The 21,749-nt window shown below is 36.5% G+C and carries 19 protein-coding genes and 2 tRNA genes; 12 read left to right on the plus strand and 9 right to left on the minus strand.

What is annotated here, in order from left to right:
• The first annotated feature begins 14 nt into the window (after nt 1-14).
• Complete coding sequence (mobA, locus tag AWW83_RS00915; RefSeq protein WP_159421062.1) at nt 15-611, plus strand: molybdenum cofactor guanylyltransferase; 597 nt, start codon at nt 15-17, stop codon at nt 609-611.
• Nucleotides 612-802: 191 nt separating this feature from the next.
• Here the strand turns inward: mobA and AWW83_RS00920 are convergent, their stop codons facing one another.
• Nucleotides 803-1,006 (minus strand): hypothetical protein, encoded by a 204-nt coding sequence (locus tag AWW83_RS00920; protein WP_092347041.1) that lies wholly within the window; start codon nt 1,004-1,006, stop codon nt 803-805.
• 326 nt (nt 1,007-1,332) lie between these two features.
• On the opposite strand from AWW83_RS00920, the gene AWW83_RS09800 reads away from it, so the two are divergent.
• Nucleotides 1,333-1,620: a lycopene cyclase domain-containing protein gene (locus AWW83_RS09800; protein ID WP_268761441.1), complete on the plus strand. Its 288-nt coding sequence runs from the start codon at nt 1,333-1,335 to the stop codon at nt 1,618-1,620.
• Nucleotides 1,621-1,622: 2 nt separating this feature from the next.
• On the opposite strand, the gene AWW83_RS00925 is transcribed toward AWW83_RS09800, so the two are convergent.
• Both AWW83_RS00925 and AWW83_RS00930 read right to left on the minus strand, forming a co-directional pair.
• Nucleotides 1,623-2,924: a cryptochrome/photolyase family protein gene (locus AWW83_RS00925; protein ID WP_092347044.1), complete on the minus strand. Its 1,302-nt coding sequence runs from the start codon at nt 2,922-2,924 to the stop codon at nt 1,623-1,625.
• 14 nt (nt 2,925-2,938) lie between these two features.
• Nucleotides 2,939-3,394, minus strand: a complete 456-nt coding sequence (locus tag AWW83_RS00930; RefSeq protein ID WP_092347047.1) for an SRPBCC family protein — start codon at nt 3,392-3,394, stop codon at nt 2,939-2,941.
• A gap of 203 nt (nt 3,395-3,597) precedes the next feature.
• On the opposite strand from AWW83_RS00930, the gene AWW83_RS00935 reads away from it, so the two are divergent.
• A complete protein-coding gene (locus tag AWW83_RS00935; RefSeq protein ID WP_159421064.1) occupies nt 3,598-4,392 on the plus strand; it encodes a dioxygenase family protein in 795 nt (264 codons plus the stop codon).
• A 103-nt stretch (nt 4,393-4,495) separates the two neighbouring features.
• Here the strand turns inward: AWW83_RS00935 and AWW83_RS00940 are convergent, their stop codons facing one another.
• Entirely contained in the window at nt 4,496-7,186 is a 2,691-nt protein-coding gene (locus tag AWW83_RS00940; RefSeq protein ID WP_159421065.1) for a T9SS type A sorting domain-containing protein, read from the minus strand.
• Between the two features lie 225 nt (nt 7,187-7,411).
• Between AWW83_RS00940 and galT the strand changes: the two genes are divergently transcribed.
• The 3 genes from galT to purL are packed head-to-tail and all read left to right on the plus strand — an operon-like array spanning nt 7,412 to nt 10,980.
• Nucleotides 7,412-8,413 (plus strand): galactose-1-phosphate uridylyltransferase, encoded by a 1,002-nt coding sequence (galT, locus tag AWW83_RS00945; protein ID WP_092347056.1) that lies wholly within the window; start codon nt 7,412-7,414, stop codon nt 8,411-8,413.
• Nucleotides 8,414-8,743 carry a hypothetical protein gene (locus AWW83_RS00950; RefSeq protein WP_092347059.1) on the plus strand — a complete coding sequence of 110 codons (330 nt, stop codon included), beginning with the start codon at nt 8,414-8,416 and terminating at the stop codon, nt 8,741-8,743.
• Complete coding sequence (gene purL, locus AWW83_RS00955; RefSeq protein ID WP_092347062.1) at nt 8,740-10,980, plus strand: phosphoribosylformylglycinamidine synthase subunit PurL; 2,241 nt, start codon at nt 8,740-8,742, stop codon at nt 10,978-10,980. The genes AWW83_RS00950 and purL overlap by 4 nt, the downstream gene beginning before the upstream one ends.
• 7 nt (nt 10,981-10,987) lie before the next feature.
• Here the strand turns inward: purL and AWW83_RS00960 are convergent.
• Nucleotides 10,988-11,061, minus strand: a tRNA-Ile gene (locus AWW83_RS00960).
• Between the two features lie 47 nt (nt 11,062-11,108).
• Here AWW83_RS00960 and mtnA point away from each other — a divergent pair.
• The 3 genes from mtnA (at nt 11,109) to AWW83_RS00975 (ending at nt 14,528) form a co-directional block, all read left to right on the plus strand.
• Nucleotides 11,109-12,170, plus strand: coding sequence for an S-methyl-5-thioribose-1-phosphate isomerase (gene mtnA / locus AWW83_RS00965; protein WP_092347065.1), 1,062 nt, complete (start codon nt 11,109-11,111; stop codon nt 12,168-12,170).
• Nucleotides 12,171-12,938, plus strand: a complete 768-nt coding sequence (gene recO, locus AWW83_RS00970) for a DNA repair protein RecO (protein ID WP_092347068.1) — start codon at nt 12,171-12,173, stop codon at nt 12,936-12,938.
• A gap of 81 nt (nt 12,939-13,019) precedes the next feature.
• Nucleotides 13,020-14,528 carry a DegQ family serine endoprotease gene (locus tag AWW83_RS00975; protein ID WP_092347070.1) on the plus strand — a complete coding sequence of 503 codons (1,509 nt, stop codon included), beginning with the start codon at nt 13,020-13,022 and terminating at the stop codon, nt 14,526-14,528.
• 40 nt (nt 14,529-14,568) lie between these two features.
• Here the strand turns inward: AWW83_RS00975 and AWW83_RS00980 are convergent, their stop codons facing one another.
• From AWW83_RS00980 to AWW83_RS00995, 4 genes are all read right to left on the minus strand, one after another.
• A complete protein-coding gene (locus tag AWW83_RS00980; protein ID WP_092347072.1) occupies nt 14,569-16,020 on the minus strand; it encodes an RtcB family protein in 1,452 nt (483 codons plus the stop codon).
• Between the two features lie 86 nt (nt 16,021-16,106).
• Nucleotides 16,107-16,901, minus strand: coding sequence for an anti-sigma factor family protein (locus AWW83_RS00985; protein WP_092347075.1), 795 nt, complete (start codon nt 16,899-16,901; stop codon nt 16,107-16,109).
• Nucleotides 16,888-17,412, minus strand: a complete 525-nt coding sequence (locus tag AWW83_RS00990) for an RNA polymerase sigma factor (protein ID WP_092347078.1) — start codon at nt 17,410-17,412, stop codon at nt 16,888-16,890. Before AWW83_RS00990 ends, AWW83_RS00985 begins: the two co-directional genes overlap by 14 nt.
• Nucleotides 17,413-17,508: 96 nt before the next feature.
• Nucleotides 17,509-17,582, minus strand: a tRNA-Ala gene (locus AWW83_RS00995).
• A gap of 232 nt (nt 17,583-17,814) precedes the next feature.
• Here AWW83_RS00995 and AWW83_RS01005 point away from each other — a divergent pair.
• Genes AWW83_RS01005 through AWW83_RS01015 form a run of 3 tightly spaced genes read left to right on the plus strand, consistent with a single transcriptional unit; the run spans nt 17,815 to nt 21,748 of the window.
• The gene (locus tag AWW83_RS01005; protein ID WP_092347084.1) at nt 17,815-18,672 is read left to right on the plus strand and encodes a transketolase; all 858 of its coding nucleotides are present in this window, start codon (nt 17,815-17,817) and stop codon (nt 18,670-18,672) included.
• Entirely contained in the window at nt 18,672-19,595 is a 924-nt protein-coding gene (locus AWW83_RS01010) for a transketolase family protein (RefSeq protein ID WP_092347087.1), read from the plus strand. Before AWW83_RS01005 ends, AWW83_RS01010 begins: the two co-directional genes overlap by 1 nt.
• 17 nt (nt 19,596-19,612) lie before the next feature.
• Nucleotides 19,613-21,748 (plus strand): ATP-dependent helicase, encoded by a 2,136-nt coding sequence (locus AWW83_RS01015; protein WP_092347090.1) that lies wholly within the window; start codon nt 19,613-19,615, stop codon nt 21,746-21,748.
• The last annotated feature ends 1 nt before the right edge of the window (nt 21,749 follow it).

A 21,749-nucleotide genomic window follows, 5' to 3' on the forward strand; every position in this document is an offset into this window, starting at 1 on the left:
AAATTTAGATGCGAATGTGTAAATGCGGGGCAGTGTTAGCAGGAGGAAAATCAAAAAGGTTTGGCAGTGATAAGAGATTTTTAAAACTGGGCGAAAGAACTTTAATTGAAATAGCGTGCGATAAAATAAGAGCAAATTTTGAAAGAAGATATCTTGTCCTTGATAAAGATTCTAATTTTGAAGTTCCGGATTTCATTATTTTAAGAGATAAAATTGATAACAGGGGTCCTCTTGTTGGTGTTTATTCTACTTTAATTGAAATGGTGGAATGCTTTGGGTGTGTTTTTGTTCCAGTTGATATGCCGTTTATACCCAACGAACTTTTGCAATTTATGAGCACGCTATCTGATTATGACGCGGTCTATATAAAATTTTCTGATAAAATTTATCCTTTCCCTGGATATTATTCAAAGAGATTAATTCCGCTTATTGAAAGTCTTATTGATTTTGGCAAATTATCTTTAAAGGAACTTCTCGGAGAAGTTAAGTTAAAATATGAAATAGATGAGAAAAAGTTAGCAGAATTTGGTGAACCTTTTGGGATACTTGCCAATATAAATGTGCCTGAAGATTTTGAACTTGTAAAAGCAATCTGGTTTAAATGGGGGTAAAGAATTTTTCTGTTAATTCAATTTAATCAAGTGTTAAAAACAACATTTGAGTGTAAAGCCAAGTTGTGCTTTTTGCGATTTTTAGAGGTGTGTTCTCTCCCTTCAGAACAGGTGTAATACAAATTGATTAGTGATTTGTGGTAAAAGGTAGTGGTGGTAAAGTGGAAAAAATTCCTTACCACCCCAGAGATTTATAAACTTCCGTAAATGAATCCAGCCAGGGTTCCAAGTATAATCATAATTGAAATATAAACCAACGCTTTTTCAATCCAAATACAATTAATAGCAGACATAATCTCGCATACAGCTGCTTCCACTCTAGTTTGAAGAAGAATCTTGTAAATTTGCAGTCGCGTTGGGTCAGATAACAGTTTAAAAATTTCAACTTCCAACATATACTAAAAATTTTAAAAAGCAAATTAAAATAAACCCGTAGGTTGAATTATACTGTGATACTGAGAATGCAATCCAGATGAATTTTGAGGAACTTTTTCTAGTAAATAATAGAAAGAGGAAGTTCGCAAAAGCTAAAGCGATATCTTGAAAAAGCCGGGAAGATATATGATATAGCTATGGGTAAAATGGTTTATAAGCCATTTTTATCTTGGACAGATTTTATAGATCCTGTGGCGTTAAACTTTACACTCATAAGCTCACTTTTTTATTCTGTAAGCGACGAGGTAAGAAAATTGTTTAAACATCCATTTCTACTTTTTTGCTCTTGTCCTTTTCTCTAATTTATTTTTTGTTCGCTTATTCTGATTCCAATTTTCTGAGATATTTTTTTATTGAATATATTTTAATCATTCCAGGATTTTTGCTCTCTAATGGGGTTCTTACAGGTAGTTTCATAGTTGAAGAGCCAATTGTTTTCTACAACCCTCAACATCATATTGGGATAAGGGTATTCAACATTCCTATTGAGGATTTCTTTTATGGAATGCTTATGTTAATCTGGGTATCATTTTTGTCTTATGAGAAATATAAAAAATGCAACGAGTTGTGTTAAGGTCATTTTATTGATTTCTTTAACATGTTCAGATAAAGATTTCTGCGTTCGTTAAAATTAACAATTTTTTTCGGTGGCTTTGTTGGATCATAAGGCAACCATTTTTTTAAGAAAATACCTTGTGGATCAAATTTTTTAAGCTGTAATTCAGGATTAAAAATTCTAAAATACGGAGATGCATCTAAACCAGTGCCAGCAGACCATTGCCAGTTGCCCACATTTGAAGCGAGCTCAAAGTCAAAGAGTTTTTCCGCAAAGTATCTTTCACCCCATCTCCAATCAATCCACAATATCTTGCAGAGAAAGTTTGCTACAAGCATTCTTAAACGATTGTGCATATAACCTGTCTGATTGAGTTGATTCATCGCAGCGTCAATAAGTGGATAGCCAGTTTCTGCATTTTTCCATTTTTCAAATAATTTCTCATCATTTTCTACTTGAATTGGAATGTTTCTAAAATTTTCCTTAATCATAGTTGGAAAGTAATAGATTAGATGTTGAAAAAACTCTCGCCAAATCAATTCCTTCAGATAAACGATGTTATTTTTTCCTAAGGATACAAGTTTTCTTATGCTTATGAAACCAAAGCGCAGTGCAGTTGATACACGAGTTGTGCTTTTATCATCTCCAAAGAGATTGCGGGTTTTATGATAGTTTTGAATGACGGATTTTATTTCATCTTCCTCAGGAGGTATATATGTTAGTGAAGACAACTTGAAGCCTAGGTATTCAAGAGAAGGAAATTCTTTTGTATTTATTAGGTATAAGTTGTTGAGAAACTTTTCAGACGGAAAGTGGGGGATTGAAGATAAAGAGTGAAACTGATATAGCCACTTTTTAGAAAAAGGAGTATAAATGCGATATGGTTTTCCAGTATCGGTTTGAATATCAGTTGGAGAGAAAATGACATGATCTTTTACAGGGTGAAATTGAATGCCGTTCTCGTTGAGTAATTGCTTTATAGATTTGTCTCTTTGTAGAGAGTAGGGTTCGTATTCTTCATTCGCATATACTTTATAGACTTGCCATTTTTTTGAAATCTCTTTGAATACTTCTTCGGGTTTGCCTTTGAAAATTAGTATCATAGAGTTGTGATGAGTTTTTAAATAATCATTCAAGATTTTAATACGATTGTAAATTAGATTTATTCTGTGATCATCTCTGGGCAGATCTTTGATAATGTTAGTGTCAAATATAAAAATCGGTAAAACGGGCAATTTTTCAGATAAAGCGAGAAATAACCCATGATTATCGTCTAAACGCAGATCACGGCGAAACCAGAATACGTTTATTTTTGAACTCATTGAATCAAAAATTTTTATTTGTTAAATAACTCATTTAGTTTCATTTTACGAAAGTCAAAAATATATTTCAACCTTTTGCTTATCAAAACACGATTAGCTAACTTGCCGACTATACCAAATGGGAGAAGATAATGAACTATATCTTCAACAATTGTTCCATCAGGAGTTTCTTCAAAGATGTGTTTATGATGCCAAAATTTGTAAGGTCCGAACCTTTGTTCATCTACGAAGAGCTTTTTGGGAACAACGTGAGTTATTTCAGTTATCCAGTAAGTTCTTAAGAATGGAAATGGTGTTATTTTGTAGATAATGATCTGACCGGGATACATTTTTCTTTCCGCTCCTGAAATTATTTCAAAAGATAAGTCGGGCGGAGTAATTATGTTTAGATTTTTAGGGTCAGAGAAAAATTCCCAAGCTGTATCAATGTCAATTTTTAACTTTGTTTTATAGTGCAAGCAATGCAACATAGGTAAAAAATTTTTGTTTTTAATAAATATAAAACAAGACATTCAGAAAAGTCAATAAATCAATTTTTGTATGTCGTGCAAGTGTTAAGATGGTAAATTGAAAATTATCTAAAAACATATTGATTTCATTCAGCAGGAACTTAAACACTAGCTTTGGCGATTAATTATTTTGTAAGTTTGTCAAAAACAAAAATTGAATGAAGGTGACGAATTTAAATGTTGTTTTCTTATCGCATGGCTCACCGACAATTTTAATAGAGAAAGGAGATTTTGCGGAGTTTCTTGAGAAACTTGGACAAAAATACAAAACAATTGGAATAGATACAATAGTTATAGCATCTCCACACTGGATAGTGAGAGATAAAAATTTTTATGTTAATGTTGCAGAAAAGCCGATGTGCATTAAGGATTATTACGGATTCCCGAAAGAATTATATGAGTTCCGATACGATTGTTTAAACGATGTAGAGCTTGCCGGAAGTATAATTGAGGAAGGTGAAAAGGTGGGTTTAAGTGTAAAGGGCACGCAAAGTTGGGGAATTGATCATGGGGCATGGGTTATCCTTTACTTTATGTTTCCAGAAAAAGATGTAAAAGTTGTTCCAGTATCCTCGTCAGCTTTTTTATCACCCTATGAACATAGAGAATTTGGCAGGGTAATAAAAACAGCGGTTGAAAAATCGCAAAGGAAAGTTCTTTTCATAGGCAGTGGTTCTCTTACGCACAGATTAGATTTGGTTATGTTTGGAGTTAACGATGTCTTTGAAGGCGGTAAAAAATTTGATGATAAGGTAGTAAGTATTCTTGAGTCAAAGGAGAAATGGGATGAAATTTTAAATTTATGGAACGACCCGCTTTTCTTTTCCGCACAGCCGGAAGGTCATCTTTTAACGCTTTTTATAACGCTTGGGGTTGCGGATGATAAAAAAGAGGCAAAAAGAATTTTTTATTCAGGGATGTGGTATGGATTAAGTTTGATTGCAATTGAGTTTATATAGTTTTAAATTCGTGTTGCTATTATACATCACAAACATTTGCCACTAAATTCAAAAATAATTTCAACAAAAACCCCAGCAATTTGCTGGGGCTTAAATCAAAATTTTACTTTACAAGGATCATCTTTTTTACAGAAACATAATCTTTCCCACCTGAAACTGGCTTTGCAACCATGCGATAAAAATATACACCGCTTGCATAATTACTCATATCAACCATAATCTTATATCTTCCAGCGTCTTTTACCTCATCAACAAGCGTTTTTAGTTTCCGACCGAGGATATCGTAAATTGTAATTTCAACATTTGATCTTATAGGTAATTCAAAACTTATCGTCGTTGCTGGATTGAATGGATTTGGATAATTTTGTTCAAGCAAGAATTCAGTCGGCAAAATGTTTTCCTTATCTTCAACGCTTGTAACTCCATATGGAATCCAACCGATCAAAATCGGGGATGTTAAGCTCATAAAGTATATCCTTCGGTCAAAATCATTAGCAACTGCGATTGTTTTAGCATGAGCATTGTGAATTTCTTTGAATCTGAAGAGATCGGAGTAATCATATTCAACTCTTGCGGTGAAATTATCAGATAGGTTCCAGTAATAAAGCTTGCCTTTATATGTAGCAAGAAGGTGAATTAATCCCGTTACATCTTTGACAAAAGTGAAATAAGGTGTTGTTACAGGGCTACCTGAAAAATATTTAATTAGAAGTTTCCGTGGATAATAAATCAACGCAGAATCACGGTTGAACTTATAAAGATAATGATCTCTTGAGCCATCATTTGTGTTGTACCAATCAGTGGTAACAATATACAAATTTCCAGAGTTATCTACTTCGGCAATGTTCCAGTCGGTGAAAGTCCTAGATGAGCGTTTAAACCCAGAGTTATAATCTCCATACCAGTATCTATATGTTCCGTAGTAATAATTGCCCCAGATATACACAAGCCCATTTTTCGCTACCCTTATTTGTGCATTTCTAAGCGATACAGAGTCAACAAGCACTGGTGGCTTAAATCTACCGCCAGAATTATTGGTGTAATATGTCAATGGAGCATTTTTATAAGTATAGTAAAGAACATGCACAACTCCACTATCATCTACGGTAAAATCAGAATAACTAGAAAATTGAACTATCTCAACGGTGTCAGGGGATACTTGCATTGTATCCCAGCCACCACCCGCTTTCTGACTTGCAAGAAAAAGCCGACCAAGATATGCTAGACCTCTAATTGTGTCCCTGCTTAGAAACAGGAAATGCATTTTTTGATTCTTATCAAGCGTATACTTTAACCCGAAAATTTTGTTAACCTCAGATGGATAAGGTACAGGCAATTCTTGAATTTCACTCAATTTATAATTGACAATGAAGTTGGAACCAGAACTTTTTAACTGATAAAAGTAAATATACGCTGTTTTCAAACTATCAATAAACCTATTTTCTCTTGGACTTGAGAAATAGACTTTGCCATCATTATCAACATACCATATTGGATCACCGTTGTTGAAAGTTCGTCCACCTACACCTGTCCCGAGGAGCACTTCGTAATTGAAATTTCCGGAATTTTGATACAACAAAATAACACCATTTCTATCATTTTGTGGGTGTTGAATAATTGCTTTGTTTAAATTTAAGGCATCACTTACATATGGTGGAACATAATTAGCAGAAATTTGAAGTTGCTTAAAAGTCCAGTATGTGGTAGAGTCATACTCAATTAGATAATCATAAATTGGACTGTGCCCAATTTCGTTTATTGGCATGTTTCCTGGTGTGTAAACTTGATATCTGTAAATACCGATGTTCCAAGCAAGCGGTATTTCTCGTATAATATGAAGATTTCCTTCTCTGTCAAGTATGTAGGAAGATATCCTAGAACCATAAAAATTGTAATTGTAGTCGTAAGGTGGATGAATGAGTGCACTGTTAGGGGATATCCTAACCAGCGCTTTGAACCATTCAATAAAACCATCATTTAAATCAGCCATAAACATAGGGAATTGAGTAGGTACAAAATCGTCATCTACATAAAATGTATGCCCATAAGTGCGGAGACGCTGTATATTCCCACCGGGCGTAAACTTGAGTAATTGATATGACACAGCAACAGTATCTCTATAACCTCCCCAATCACCATCCCCACCCAAATGTTTACTTTCATAAATTGTGATATATAGATTTTTGTTCGCAGAAATATATAAGTAGTAGTTCGTGGTCCCCAATCCATCAAGTTTTATTGTGTCCGTTGTAACATTTATGTTGGTTCGTGGGTCAAAGATTTGAAACCAGATCACTGTGTCAAGATATGCCTTTGTAAAATTTACAACAATTTTATTGTCCAATGTTCTTAATACCTGCGGTGTTATAAGATTTAAATAGCTTGTTGGTAATTCTCCGAGAAGCAAGACGCTGTCAATAAGCGTATTGTAGTAAAAAAGTGTTCCCTCTGTGGGACCAGGAGCAAGTTCACCTCTATAAATAACTCCAGCTATATGAATAACACCAGCGGTGTCAACTTCAAAGTCCCACGCCCCCGATTCAGGATATTTTTGATTTGATGTATAAACAACGGGTAATTTAAATAGTGGTTCTGGATTTTTGATCTGACCATTCTGGCTCTTGAATAAATAAAAGATATCGCCGAGACCGATATTAATTGCAATCGGGTTTCCAGATGGATCAAATTTGACTTTGGTATTACCAGAATTTATTAAATCAAAAGTTTTAATTTGCTGGGACAATGCAAAATTGTAAAGAAGAAGGAATGCCAAGAAAATAATATGTTTTTTCATGGTCATTAACCTCTTACTTTTGATTTAACTGTTTTAAACTTAATCAAAATTAACGAAAATTCGTAATATGGAATTTGATTTATATCACATTTTGAGATGCATTTGGCTGAAGTTTTAGGATTTTAGATTTTCATTAAACAAAATTTTAAAGTTACTACCTTTGCAAGACAATCAAATTATTTTTAAATTTTATTCAGTGGATTTTGAAAATTAAAATTTTTCATGATGCCTGAATTTAGACAGAATAGGGCAACGAAAAATTGGGTCATTGTTGCAACAGAAAGGGCAAGAAGACCACACGATTTCATCACAGCGGAAGAAACAAAGCAACTTCCGGAGTTTGATCCGAAATGTCCATTTTGCCCGGGCAATGAACATATGACACCGCCAGAAGTTTTAAAAGTTGATAAAGATGGAAACTGGTTAATAAGGGTCGTTCCGAACAAGTATTCCGCTCTTGTTCCTGATGTTGAGTTGAAAAGAGAGACAAAGTTTCAATTTTTTAGAAAGATCACTGGTTATGGTTTTCATTATGTTATAATTGAATCGCCGAAGCATAACTTGACAATTGCGACGATGCAACCTGAAGAAGTTTGTGAAATTTTTAAGACATATTTAAAACTTTACAAAAGTTTTATGTCCGAGCAAAATCTTAACACTGTGATAATTTTCAGAAACAATGGGAAACGTGCAGGGACATCGCTTGAACATCCACATTCTCAATTGATAGCAAGCCCCATTGTTCCAACTCACATTAGACATTTACTTGAAGAAGCGACAAGATATTACGATGATCACGGCAGTTGTGTTTTCTGCGATATGATAAAAATTGAGTCATATTCAGGTGAGAGAGTTGTTTATGAAGATGAGGATTTCATAGTTATTGAGCCGTTTGCATCTGTTTCACCATTTGAAACATGGGTGATGCCCAAAAAACACGATGCTTGTTTTGGGAACATAACTGAAAGTGAAGCGTGTAAAATTGCAAAAGTTGTTCGCCTTGTTTTGAGTCAGCTTTACGAGAAACTTAACAATCCTGATTATAACTATGTCATTCATTCATCACCTTTTAAAGATGCGGGTGAGGAGTTTTATCATTGGTATATTCAAATTTTGCCACGCCTTACGATTCCAGCAGGATTTGAACTTGGTTCGGGGGTTTATATAACAACCGCTTTACCAGAGGAAACAGCGAAATTTTTAAAAATAAATAAAGGTGAAAATTAAATGCGACTTGAAGCGTGTCCGCATTGCGGTAAATTTGGAACATTGCACAGGTCAAGATCAAGAAATTTTTATGAACGAGTTGTTAAGTTTTTTCTACCGTATAAAATTTACAGATGTAGTGAATGCGGTTGGAGAGGATTTAGATATATTGGATGGACTGAGAAATTATTTGGAAGTGGAACGCCAGCAAGGAGGAAGGTTGCGAAATGGAAAATTTATTCATTTGTTTTTGTTATATTCGTTTTGCTTATCTTGACATTTCTTTATTTTGAAAAAATTGGGACATCGCTTGCACCAATTGTAAAAGAAATTTTGCAGAGAGGTCAATGAGTGAGACATTAAATTTTGTTAAATCAAAAAGAGAACTTGCGATTGAACTTGGCTTAACATCTGAAGAATACGATAGAATAATTCAACTTATCGGGAGAGAGCCGACTTATGAGGAGCTTGGGATGTTTAGCGTTATGTGGAGTGAGCATTGTAGTTATAAAAATTCAATTGCTGTTTTGAAAACTTTGCCAAGAAGTGGTGGAAGATTGCTTGTATCTGCTGGGGAAGAAAACGCGGGGCTTGTTGATATAGGAGATGGGCTTGCGGTTGCATTTAAAATTGAATCACACAATCATCCGTCCGCAATTGAGCCATATCAAGGTGCAGCTACTGGGATTGGCGGAATTTTGCGAGATATATTTACCATGGGAGCAAGACCAATTGCAATTCTTGATTCTTTAAGATTTGGTGATTTATCAAATTCTCGTGTTAAGTATCTTTTCAATGGCGTTGTTCGTGGGATTGCTGATTATGGAAATAGTTTCGGATGTCCGACCGTCGGTGGGGAAATTTATTTTGACAAAAGTTATAACCAGAATCCGCTTGTCAATGCAATGGCTGTTGGAATTGTCAAGCACAGTGAAATAGTTCGCGCAGTTGCAAAAGGATCAGGAAATCCTGTTTTAATCGTTGGCTCAAGCACCGGGAGAGATGGAATTCACGGTGCAACATTTGCTTCGGAGGAAATAAGCGAAACATCTGAATCAAAGAGACCATCTGTTCAAGTTGGTGATCCATTTACCGAAAAATTACTTCTTGAAGCAACGCTTGAAGCCATAAAAACTGGACATGTCGTTGGAATTCAAGACATGGGAGCAGCTGGCATTACCTGTTCAACGAGTGAGATGAGCGCACGCGGTAAAAGCGGAATGGAAATTGATCTTGACCTCGTGCCAGTGCGTGAGAAGGGAATGAGTGCATATGAAATTTTACTTTCGGAATCTCAAGAGCGAATGTTGATGGTTGTTGAAAGGGGCTTTGAAGATGAGATAGTTGAGATTTTCAAAAAGTGGGATTTAAATGCGGTTGTGATAGGTTGTGTCACGGATGATGGAATTTTAAAGATTAAAAAAGATGGGAAAATATGTGTAAATATACCGGCAGATTCGCTTGTCGTTGGTGGGGGTGCACCTGTTTATTACAGGGAAGCAAAAGAGCCAGAGTATTTGAAGGAAGTTAGAAATTTTAATCCATATGATTTACCTGAACCAAAAGATTTGAATGATATTTTTTTGAAGTTAATTTCTTCACCAAACATTGCAAGTAAAGAGTGGGTTTATCAGCAATATGACACGATGGTTGGGACAAATACTGTTGTTTTGCCAGGTGGTGATGCCTCTGTGATAAGGATAAAAGGAACGAATAAAGCTATTTCAGTTAAAACGGATTGCAATGCAAGATATGTTTATCTTAATCCTTATCGTGGAGCTATGATAGCGGTTGCGGAGTCAGCAAGGAATGTTGTTTGCACTGGCGCTGAACCTGTTGCTATCACCAATTGTCTTAATTTTGGAAATCCATATAAGCCCGAGATATTTTGGCAGTTTAAAGAAGCAGTCCGCGGTATGGGAGATGCGTGTAGATTTTTTAACACTCCTGTGACAGGTGGAAATGTAAGTTTTTACAATGAAAGTCCAGACGGTGCGGTATATCCTACGCCTGTTATCGGAATGCTTGGGTTGATTGAAGATTTAAATTATATAACAACTGTGAATTTCAAATCGCCGGATGATTTGATAATTCTTCTTGGGAAAAACACGGATGAAATCGGTGGGAGTGAATATCTTGCGTGGATTTATGGTGAAGTTAAAGGTGATGCACCAGAGATTGACCTTGAACTTGAAAAGGCGGTCCAAAAGACATGTCTTGATGGAATTAAACAAGGTTTAATTAAGTCCGCACATGATGTCTCGGATGGCGGAATTGCTGTTGCGCTTGCTGAATGTTGCATAGCTGATAAGGAAAACATGCTTGGTTGTGAAGTTAAACTTAGAGATGAAATTCGTCCCGATTTTTTGCTCTTTGGCGAAGGTCAATCAAGGATAATTGTCACAGTTGAGAGGGAAAATTTTGATAAGTTTGCAAAAATTTGCGAAAAAAATCAGGTGCCATATTCGGTTATAGGCGTTGTGACAGCGCAGAAAAAATTTAAAATCAATGGATTGATTGAAGTTGATGTTGAAAAAATTGCTGATGTTTATTACAACACGATAAGGAGGATTATGGAAAGGATATAAAAGTTTGTGGGCCCTGGAGGACTCGAACCTCCGACCCGCTGATTATGAGTCAGCTGCTCTGACCAACTGAGCTAAGGGCCCAAATTCACTATAAATTTAAAAAACGAGAACAAAAAAGTCAAGAATAAATGAATCAGCGGTTGCGTTCAATTGAATGGGTGGGGGATAAGGTTAAAATGATTGATCAGACGAAATTACCGCTTAAACTTGAATTTATTGAAACAGATGATTATCTGGTTATTGCTGATGCGATAAAGAAATTGAAAATTCGCGGTGCACCAGCTATCGGGATTGCAGCTGGGTTTGGGATTTATCTTGGTGTTAAAAATTTTCAGGGTGATGATAAAGAAAAGTTTAAAAATCTTTTTGAAAATGTTTGCGAAGTTTTCGCTCAAACCAGACCAACCGCAGTTAATCTTTTCTGGGCAATTGATAGGATGAAAAAAACATTTTACAGCAACATAAAGCTTGGAACAGATGAATTAAAAAAGAAATTACTTGAAGAGGCACTTGCAATTCAAAATGACGACATACAAATGTGTAAAACAATTGGACTTAATGGTTCAAAATTAATTCCGGACGAAGCAAATATCTTAACACATTGCAACACCGGATGGCTTGCCACGGGTGATTATGGGACTGCTCTTGGGATAATTTACACTGCTTTTGAGCAAGGAAAAAAGGTTAGAGTTTATGTTGATGAGACGAGACCTCTTCTTCAAGGTGCTCGTTTGACGACTTGGGAATTGATGCAAAGAGGAATTGAAACAATTTTAATAACCGACAATATGTCCGCTTATCTTATGAAACTTGGAAAAATTGATTGCGTGATTGTCGGTGCTGATAGAATTGCACTTAACGGAGACACTGCAAATAAAATTGGAACTTATAATCTTGCTATAATCTCAAAATTTCATAACATACCGTTTTATGTTGCTGCACCGACATCTTCAATTGATTTTAACATAAAGACAGGGGATGAGATACCGATTGAGGAAAGAGGTTCAGAGGAGATAGTTGAGATAATGGGGAAGAGGATAGCGCCAGAAGGTGTTAAGACATTTTCACCTGCTTTTGATGTAACTCCAAATGAATTGATAACCGCAATTATAACCGAAGTCGGGGTGATTTATCCGCCATTTGAAGAAAATCTTCAAAAAATTAAAGAAAGCATAAAATCAAGAGATTAAATGCTCACCAAAACCGAAGCGGTTGTTTTGAAGGCAATGAAATATAGAGAGACGAGCAAAATCGTTACGCTTTACACCAAAAAATTTGGTAAATTGAATGTCGTTGCAAAAGGTGCAATGCTCACGACAAGCAAATTCGGGGCATCGCTTGAGCCGATGTCATATATAACTGCTGTGCTTTACAAAAAAGAAACAAGGGAACTCCAATTTCTTTCGCAAGCAGACATTGTTAAGCCATTTCTTCAAATTTATTCCGACTATACCAAAATGACAATTGGACTTTCAATTTGTGAGACGCTTTATAAGTTGATAAAGTTTGAAGAGGAAAATCAAAAAATTTTCAATCTTCTTGTCAATGTGCTTGACAAGTTAAACGAGGCGGAGAGAAATGAGATCAATTTGCTGTGGTTCTTTCTCGTGCATTTGCTTGAAGAAATTGGTTTTAAGATAAATTTTGAAAAGTGTGTTTTGTGCGGTGAGAAATTTACAGATAAAAATTTGTCTCAAAAGGTTGCTTTCTTAAATGATAAGGGGGGATTTTTGTGTTCAAAATGTGAAGCGGGGGCGACGAATTTTGAAACTTACTCAATCGCAACTTTTAAAAGTTTATTTTGGATTGAGCGGGCAAAACTTGATAATGTAACAAATTTGAAAATACCTCGTAATGTAAATCTTGAAATTCAGAATCTGTTATTTGGCTATATGAAGACGCACATTGAAGAAGCAGTTGATTTGAAATCGCTTGAAATTTATCATAAATTAAAGTGAAACAAAGTCAAGGCAAAACCTGTTATATTTTAATGAACTGATTGCAAGTAAAAACAAAACTTTTGTGGAGGAAAACTAACCATGACAAAGAAGCAGATAATTGGAGCAATTGCACTTGTGCTTGCAGGAATGCTTTTTGGAATTATTCTTGTATCTGGATTAAATGCTGTAAAACCAACAGGGGCAATTGATGTTCCAGTAATTGGTTCGCAGGACAAACCGACAAACACAAAATTTGACATACTCTCAACACAAAATGCTTTCGTTCAGGTTGCAAAAGAAGTTGTCCCAACCGTCGTATCAATTAAAGTGGTCACAAAGAGCGAAAGTCAAAGTCGTCCTTTTGATTTCTTCCATTTCTTCGGACCTGATTTTGAATTTAAAATTCCCGAGCCAAGTCCTCAGGAGGGGATGGGTTCAGGTGTAATTATAACCAAAGATGGTTACATACTTACGAATAACCATGTCGTTGAGGGTGGAGAGAAGGGAAGCATAACCGTGACGCTCTGGGATGGGAGAGAATTTAAAGCGAAACTTATTGGGAGAGATAAACTTACAGACCTTGCTGTTTTAAAAATTGACGCAAATGACTTGCCTGTTGCAAGATTCGGTAATTCGGACGAGTTGCAGGTTGGACAATGGGTTCTTGCAGTTGGAAATCCACTTGGGTTGAATCTAACGGTGACTGCTGGAATTGTGAGCGCTTTGAGCAGGAACATCGGAATAATTAGGGAATCATATGGCGTTGAAAATTTCATTCAAACAGACGCAGCGATAAATCCAGGTAATAGTGGTGGTCCTCTTGTGAATTTAAATGGTGAAGTTGTTGGTATAAACACGGCGATCGCTTCAAGGACAGGATATTATCAAGGTTATGGTTTTGCAATTCCGATAAATCTTGCAAGAAAAGTTGCTGAAGACATAATCAAGTATGGAAAAGTTCGCAGAGGTGTTCTTGGAGTTCAGATTTCAAAGCTTGACGAGGCAACGGCAAAAGGTCTTGGGCTTGATAAGCCGAAAGGAATCATTGTTCAGGATGTCATCTCTGGGAGTGCAGCTGAGGAAGCAGGGGTAAAAGCAGGAGATGTTATACTTGAATGTGATGGTAAGGAAGTTAACACGCCTGGTGAATTGCAGGAGATAATCGCAAGGAAAAGACCTGGTGATAAAGTGAATTTGAAAATTTACCGTGATGGTAAAACTTTTGAATTGACGGCGACATTAAAGCCGAGAAAAGAAGATGAAGAAGTGGCAAAAGCAGAAGATAACGAACCACCAGCAAAAGAGATTGAGCCCGGCGTTGTAAGTTTTGATAAACTTGGGATTACGGTTGCAAATCTTGATGAAGAAGCAAGAAACAAATACAAAGTCAAAAACGGCGTGATCATCACGAAAGTTGATGCATTTTCCGAGGCATACGATAAAGATATAAGAGAAAACGATATTATCATTGAAGCGGATAGAAAGCCGGTGAGAAATGTTGATGATTTGAAGAAGATTGTCCAAAGCCACAAGTCAGGAGATGTGATTCTGTTAAGAATTAAAGCACGTGATGGAAATAATAGATATGTTGGTTTGAGGATACCGTAAAAGGAAAAGGCGTGGCTTTTAGCCACGCCTTTTTTTATTTTTAACCCTTGATATTTCCAATTGGTCTTAACGCAGCGACTTTTCTTGAAATCCCAGCTCTATCAACTGCCTCAACTACATCGGATATGTTTTTATAGGCGACGCCAGCTTCTTCAACGAGTCCGGACTTTGAAGCAGCTCTTACATAAATCCCACGTTCTTCCATTTGCTTAACGAGTTGATTGTAATTTATCTCTTTTTTCGCTTTGTGTCTGCTCATTGTTCTACCGCTACCGTGGCAAGTTGAGCCGAATGTCTCTTCCATTGCTCTTTTTGTTCCGACAAGAAGATACGAGCCGGTCTCCATTGAGCCACCGATTATAACTGGTTGTCCCACATCTCTGTAAATTTCAGCAAGTTCACTATGCCCTGGACCAAACGAGCGTGTTGAACCTTTTCTGTGGACGAGGACTTTTTTGATTTTGCCGTCAATTTCGTATTCTTCAGCTTTTGCTATGTTATGTGCGACATCATAAACAAGGTGCATTCCAAGATCTTCAGCTGATTTTTTGAAAATTTTCTCAAATGCTTCTCTTACTCTGTGAAGAATTACCTGTCTATTTGCGAAAGCCATATTCGCAGCACATAGCATCGCAGAATAATAATCTCTTCCTTCTGGTGAATCAATCGGGGCACAGGCAAGCTCTTTATCAAGAAGTGGTATCCCATATTTTCTCATTGCATCAAGAAAAACTTTTAAATAATCAGTTGCAATTTGATGCCCAAAACCGCGCGAACCACAATGTATCATAACAACGATTTGACCTTCCTGTTCAATTCCAAACGCATTTGCAACATTTTGGTCAAAAATTCTATCAACAACTTGAATTTCAAGATAGTGATTTCCTGAGCCAAGGGTTCCAAGTTGATCAATTCCTCTTTCTCTTGCTTTTTTGCTAACTTTTGAAGGGTCAGCTCCTTTAATTGCGCCGTGTTCTTCAATTCTTTCAAGGTCTTCTTTCCATCCATAACCATGTTCAACGCACCAACGTGCGCCCTTGACCATAACTTCATCAAATTGTGAATTTGATAACTTAACAAAACCTGTTGCACCAACTCCTGTTGGAACAGTTTGAAAGAGTAGATCAACGAGCTCTTTCAATTTTGGTTTTACTTCTTCCAAGGTAAGATTTGTTCTTACAAGGCGCATCCCACAATTTATATCAAAGCCAATGCCACCGGGTGAAATTACTCCATTTTCAAAATCAAAAGCGGCAACCCCACCAATTGGAAAGCCGTATCCCCAGTGTCCGTCGGGCATGCAGAGAGCATATTTTTGAATTCCGGGAAGACAAGCAACGTTTGTTACCTGTTCAAATACGCCTTCATCCATCGCATCAAGAAGTTGTTTCGTTGCATATATTCTTGCTGGGACACGCATTCCTTTTTTATATGTCTCTGGAATTTCCCAGATAACTTCTGATATTCTTTTTATTTCCTTTGGTGCTGGCATGGTTTCTCGTTGGACTTTATTTTTGAAGCGTTAATAATTTACTAAAAATTTTGAAGTGTTGCTAAATTTAGAAAGCGAGAAAATCTTTACATCTCTTTCGTCCCTTGGCTGTGGCAAACGATGCACGGCTTTTTCCAGTCAAAATTATTGAAGTCAAAAACAAGAGCATATGTCAAACCTTTATCAGTCCACGAAAGGATGTTGAATCCATTTTGATTATCAAGATAAAAATCAATTTCTTTAAACTTAACTTTTTTAGCGCCGTGTGGAGTTGCACTTTGCGATGGCGCCACAAGAAGTGTCATAGGATGATTGTCCATTTCATAGGAGACAAGCGCAGCGTAGTCGTTATTTAGTGCGACAAGCCGTGCACCCCTTATCTTGTATGGCTGATTTGACGGGTCGGGATAACGTGGAAGGCGAAAGTTAAACCGAAGTTTCCCTTCAAACCATTTTGAAATCTCAGCCTCAGACGATGTCTCTACCTCAAGTGGAAGTTGTCCACGAACCTGTCTTATGTGGTTTTCAACCGCAATTTTCACTAAATCAACTCTTGATGCGTGAAAGTAAAAAATAGCAAACATTCCGAAAAGCAGGATAACTAACGCAGAAAGCAAAAGAGCATATTTTAATTTTCTCTCTTTCCCAATTTTGTATCTCTCAATTTGCTCAATGAGTCCTTCTTTGAAATCTTTAAAATCAACATTGACTTCATCTTTAAGCGATCTTATCGCATCAATAAAATCTCGTTGTTTTTTTAGCAATCTTGCGCATTCATCGCATTCTTTTATATGCTGTTTGAATTGTTCAAGTTCTTCGCCAGCAAGTTCTCCATCCAGATAAAGGTTTATCATTATTTTTATCGTTTTATGGTCTATCATCGGGATTTTTCTCGTAAATTTTTGTGAAAATTTCTTTCAATTTTTCCTTTGCTCGGTTTAACCTTGACATAACTGTTCCAAGTGGACAGCCGAGAATTTTTGATATTTCGCTGTATGAGAAATCCTCAAAATAACGCAGAATTAAAATTTCTCTATAGACATCTGGCAATTTATTCAACGCAGTCATAAGTGTGCGACGCATTTCATTATTTATTAACAATTCCTCGGCGTTTATATTCCATTCGTCGCTTACATTTTCAAGCGTTTCTTCAAGTTGAACAGGGGAAATTTGACTTCTTTTTTTCTGGTTTATCCATATATTTCGCATAATTGTGAAAAGCCACGCCTTCACATTTGAATTTTCGTCAAGAAGGTGAATATTCTTTAAGGCTCTATAACATGTTTCCTGGGTCAGGTCTTTTGCATCCTCTTCATTTCCTGTCATAATGATTGCATATCGCAGAAGCAAATCAATTGCGTTGATTATTTCTTTTTTGATTTTTTCGGACACAAAACAAGTTAGATTTTGTTTCTCAACCCGGTGGTTTTGCCATCACGGGCGAATTTCGGTTAAAAAATACGCAAAAAACGGAATTAGAAAAAATTGTGGAGCCGACGGGATTTGAACCCGTGACCTCCAGAGTGCGATTCTGGCGCTCTCCCAATCTGAGCTACGGCCCCATTGGCAAGTCAAATAAAATATAACCAACACAAATTGAAAAATCAAATAACCACAAACTAATTTTTCGCTTGAAAAATCGCAACGGCAAGGAAATAATTTTTTATGCGGTTTCAAAAATTTGTGTTAACATTTTTAAACTTTTCAATTATTCAAAATGCAATTGTTTTTTTCTGGCTAAATTTTTATATTTTTCGGTGCTGAAATCGTCACAAAAACAAATTAACTTGACAGATGGAAAACTCAATCCTTGATCTTAAGATCATCGCAACGAAGATACGAATTGACATAATAAAAATGTTAAATCTTGCTGGCTCAGGTCATCCTGGTGGTTCTCTCTCCTGCGTTGAAATTCTCGTTGCCCTTTTCTGGGAAAAGATCAAAAGAACCCCTGAAAACGCACTTGACCCTGATAGAGATCGTTTCATACTTTCCAAAGGTCATGGTGTGCCAGCTCTTTACGCAGTTTTAGCACATCGTGGAGTTATTCCTTATGAAGAAATTTTCACACTGAGGAAAATAAATTCACGGCTTCAGGGACATCCATCCCGACTTGATCTGCCTTATGTTGAAGCTTCAACTGGCTCACTTGGACAGGGTCTTTCAATTGCCCAGGGTATCGCTCTTGCTGGGAAAATTGATAAGAAAAATTATCGTGTTTATTGTCTTCTCGGTGATGGTGAAATGCAAGAGGGACAGGTTTGGGAAGCGATAATGTCTGCTCCAAAATTTAAACTTGACAATTTGTGTGCAATCGTTGATTATAACAAAGGTCAAATTGATGGATATGTCAAAGATGTTATGAACATTGAACCACTGGTTGATAAACTTAGAGCTTTTAACTGGAATGTGATTGAAATTGATGGACATGATTTTGAGCAAATTCTTTCTGCTCTGGATGAAGCCGAACTTATTAAAGGCAAGCCAACATTTATAGTTGCGCACACAATTAAAGGCAAAGGAGTTTCATTTATGGAAGATAATCACGAATGGCACGGTAAAGCTCCAAATGATGAGGAGACGAAAATTGCACTAAAAGAACTTGAAGAACAATTGAATGAACTTTTATCACAAAAGATGGAGGTAAAATAATGCCAGCTAAAGCAACTCGTGTTTCATTCGGAGAAGCACTTGAAGAACTCGGCGAAAAAATTCCAGATATAGTTGTTCTTGATGCAGACCTTTCAAAATCAACAATGTCAATAAAATTTGCGAAGAAATTTCCCGAAAGATTTTTTGAAATGGGGATAGCTGAACAAAATATGATTGGAACAGCAGCTGGACTTGCTCTTGCTGGAAAAATTCCATTTGCTTGCAGTTTCGCATGCTTCTTGATTGGAAGATACGAAACAATTAGAATGTCTGTTGCTTACACAAATGCAAATGTGAAACTTGTTGGAACACACGCAGGAATTGGAATTGGTGAAGATGGTTACAGCCAAATGGGGCTTGAAGATATTGCTCTTATGCGTGCTCTTCCAAATGTCTCGGTTGTTCAACCCTGCGATGATATTGAGACGAAGCAGGCGGTTGAATATATCGCAACGCACGAAGGTCCTGTATTTTTGAGATTAACTCGCCAAGCTCTTGAAGATGTCAATCCGCCTGATTATAAATTTAACTTCGGGAAAGGTGTTGTTTTAAAGGATGGTAAAGATGTAACAATCTTTGCAACGGGCGGGGTTGTCTTCAATTCTCTTCTTGCAGCTGAAGAACTTGAAAAAGATGGCATAAGCGCAAGAGTTGTGAATATCCACACAATAAAACCAATTGATGAAGAACTTGTGATTAAATGTGCAATTGAAACTGGAAGGATCGTCACAGTTGAAGATCATAACATTGTTGGTGGTCTTGGCTCAGCTGTTATGGAAGTTTTATCTGAAAATTATCCTGTCAAAGTTAAAAGGATTGGTATAAAAAAGTTCGGTGAGTCGGGAAGCCCGAAAGCGTTGTACGAAAAATATGGGCTTGATGCCAAAAGCATAGCAAAAACAGTGCGAGAGTTTTTGAAGTAAAATTTAAAGTTTTAAAAATGAGGGATTTTTTGAAAGACCTTAACAAAGAGCAAAGGGAAGCTGTAAAGTGGATAAATGGACCTGTTTTAATTCTTGCTGGACCTGGAAGTGGTAAAACACGTGTTCTAACTTACAGAATTGCTTATCTTCTGTCGCTTGGTGTCAGACCTTATGAGATACTTGCTCTTACTTTCACGAATAAAGCAGCTAACGAGATGAAAGAGCGAGCGGTCCAGCTTGTCGGAGATGTTGCTAAGAATGTGGTCATTGGGACTTTTCACTCTGTTTTTGCTAAAATTTTGAGACAGGAAGCTGAAAAACTTGGATACACGAAAAGTTTTACGATTTATGATCAGGATGATAGTTTGAGTTTGATAAAAAGTGTGATAAAAGAACTTAACTTTTCCGAAGACAACATAAGCCCATCGCTTGCACAAGCAAAGATAAGTGCGATTAAAAATGCTCTCGTCAGCCCAGATGGATTTGCAAGTGTTGTTGAAAATCAATTTGATCAAAAAATTGCACAGATTTATAAATTTTATCAGACAGCGCTCTTTCAGAGAAATGCGATGGATTTTGACGACCTTTTGATGAAAGCAGTTGAACTTTTTGAAAATCATCCAGATGTCCTTGAAAAATATCAAAATCGTTTCAAATACATTCTTGTTGATGAATATCAAGACACGAATCGTGTTCAATACATACTCTTGAAGATGCTTTCCGCAAAGCATAGAAATTTATGTGTGATCGGTGACGATGCTCAAAGCATTTACTCCTGGCGTGGTGCGGAGATAAGGAACATACTTGATTTTAAAAACGATTTTCCCGATTGCAAAATTTTTAAACTTGAACAGAATTATCGCTCAACAAAGAAAATCCTTCGTGCAGCTGACTCTGTTATAAAAAATAACACAGAGCAAATTTTAAAAAACCTATGGACTGAAAACAGCGAAGGTGAGCCGATCGTCGTCATTGAATGTAAAGATGATAGAGACGAAGCTGAAAAAGTAGTTCATTTTATAAAAGAGGAGATAAGAAAAAACAAATACAATCTTCGGGACTTTGTTATACTTTACAGGACAAATGCACAATCAAGATTGTTTGAAGATGCTCTTCGGCGTGAGGGTTTCCCGTATACGATAGTTGGAAGCGTCGCATTTTATAAGAGAAAAGAAGTCAAGGATTTACTCGCTTACTTAAAAGTCGTCGTAAATCCAAAAGATGATGAGAGCCTGTTAAGAATTGTAAATTTCCCAAATCGTGGTATTGGTGATACGACAATTGAACGCATAAGAGCTTTCGCAATTGCAAAAGGTTTGTCAATGTTTGAAGCAATGTGTAAATCTTATGCAGTTCCAGGTCTTACGGACAGAGCAAGAAGAAATGTTCTTTATTTTTGCAATCTTATTCAGAAATACATTGACTTGAAGGATAAAATAAGCGCTGGCGAACTTGCACGGGCACTTGTTGATGACATCGGGCTTATCAGATTTTACAAAGAAGAGGGAACGCCAGAGGCACAGCAGAGAATTGAAAACATAGAAGAACTTTTATCCGCTATAACCGAGTTTTCAAATGAAAATCCAGAAGATGGCGGTCTTGAAAAATTTCTTGAAGAGGTCTCTTTAATTGCTGATATTGACACTTGGGAAAACAAACGTGATGCTATAACTTTAATGACGCTTCACAGTGCGAAGGGACTTGAATTTCCAGTTGTGTTTATAACTGGACTTGAAGAAGGTCTTTTCCCGATTGCGAGTTCTTTTTATAATTTTAGAGAACTTGAAGAAGAAAGGCGTCTTTTCTATGTCGGGATAACAAGAGCGATGAAAAAACTTTATCTCACTTATGCGAACGAAAGAATGAGGGCGGGAAATATCTTCAATCAAAAAAGGTCAAGATTTCTTGATGAAATTCCATTTGATATCGTTGTATTTCATAAGTCAAAAGATGAAAAAAGAGAGCATAAAGTTAAAAAGACAAATGTTTTCGGCTTAAAAATTGGTTCGCTTGTTGAACATGAATTTTTCGGTCGTGGCGTTGTCGTTGATATTTCTGGAAACGGAGAAAATATGAGGGCAATGGTTGATTTTGAAAATCACGGACGAAAACTTTTGCTTGTCAAATATGCAAATCTTAAACTTCTCTTTTAAA

The sequence above is a fragment of the Candidatus Chryseopegocella kryptomonas genome (assembly GCF_001536065.1).
GTDB lineage: Bacteria > Bacteroidota > Ignavibacteria > Kryptoniales > Kryptoniaceae > Kryptonium > Kryptonium kryptomonas.

Bases quoted from the DNA above. Each gene is read 5' to 3' on its own strand.
- mobA (WP_159421062.1), top strand. From the start codon at position 15: ATGTGTAAATGCGGGGCAGTGTTAGCAGGAGGAAAATCAAAAAGGTTT.
- AWW83_RS00920 (WP_092347041.1), bottom strand. From the start codon at position 1,006: ATGTTGGAAGTTGAAATTTTTAAACTGTTATCTGACCCAACGCGACTG.
- AWW83_RS00925 (WP_092347044.1), bottom strand. From the start codon at position 2,924: ATGAGTTCAAAAATAAACGTATTCTGGTTTCGCCGTGATCTGCGTTTA.
- AWW83_RS00930 (WP_092347047.1), bottom strand. From the start codon at position 3,394: ATGTTGCATTGCTTGCACTATAAAACAAAGTTAAAAATTGACATTGAT.
- AWW83_RS00940 (WP_159421065.1), bottom strand. From the start codon at position 7,186: ATGAAAAAACATATTATTTTCTTGGCATTCCTTCTTCTTTACAATTTT.
- galT (WP_092347056.1), top strand. From the start codon at position 7,412: ATGCCTGAATTTAGACAGAATAGGGCAACGAAAAATTGGGTCATTGTT.
- AWW83_RS00950 (WP_092347059.1), top strand. From the start codon at position 8,414: ATGCGACTTGAAGCGTGTCCGCATTGCGGTAAATTTGGAACATTGCAC.
- purL (WP_092347062.1), top strand. From the start codon at position 8,740: ATGAGTGAGACATTAAATTTTGTTAAATCAAAAAGAGAACTTGCGATT.
- mtnA (WP_092347065.1), top strand. From the start codon at position 11,109: ATGAATCAGCGGTTGCGTTCAATTGAATGGGTGGGGGATAAGGTTAAA.
- recO (WP_092347068.1), top strand. From the start codon at position 12,171: ATGCTCACCAAAACCGAAGCGGTTGTTTTGAAGGCAATGAAATATAGA.
- AWW83_RS00975 (WP_092347070.1), top strand. From the start codon at position 13,020: ATGACAAAGAAGCAGATAATTGGAGCAATTGCACTTGTGCTTGCAGGA.
- AWW83_RS00980 (WP_092347072.1), bottom strand. From the start codon at position 16,020: ATGCCAGCACCAAAGGAAATAAAAAGAATATCAGAAGTTATCTGGGAA.
- AWW83_RS00985 (WP_092347075.1), bottom strand. From the start codon at position 16,901: ATGATAGACCATAAAACGATAAAAATAATGATAAACCTTTATCTGGAT.
- AWW83_RS01005 (WP_092347084.1), top strand. From the start codon at position 17,815: ATGGAAAACTCAATCCTTGATCTTAAGATCATCGCAACGAAGATACGA.
- AWW83_RS01010 (WP_092347087.1), top strand. From the start codon at position 18,672: ATGCCAGCTAAAGCAACTCGTGTTTCATTCGGAGAAGCACTTGAAGAA.
- AWW83_RS01015 (WP_092347090.1), top strand. From the start codon at position 19,613: ATGAGGGATTTTTTGAAAGACCTTAACAAAGAGCAAAGGGAAGCTGTA.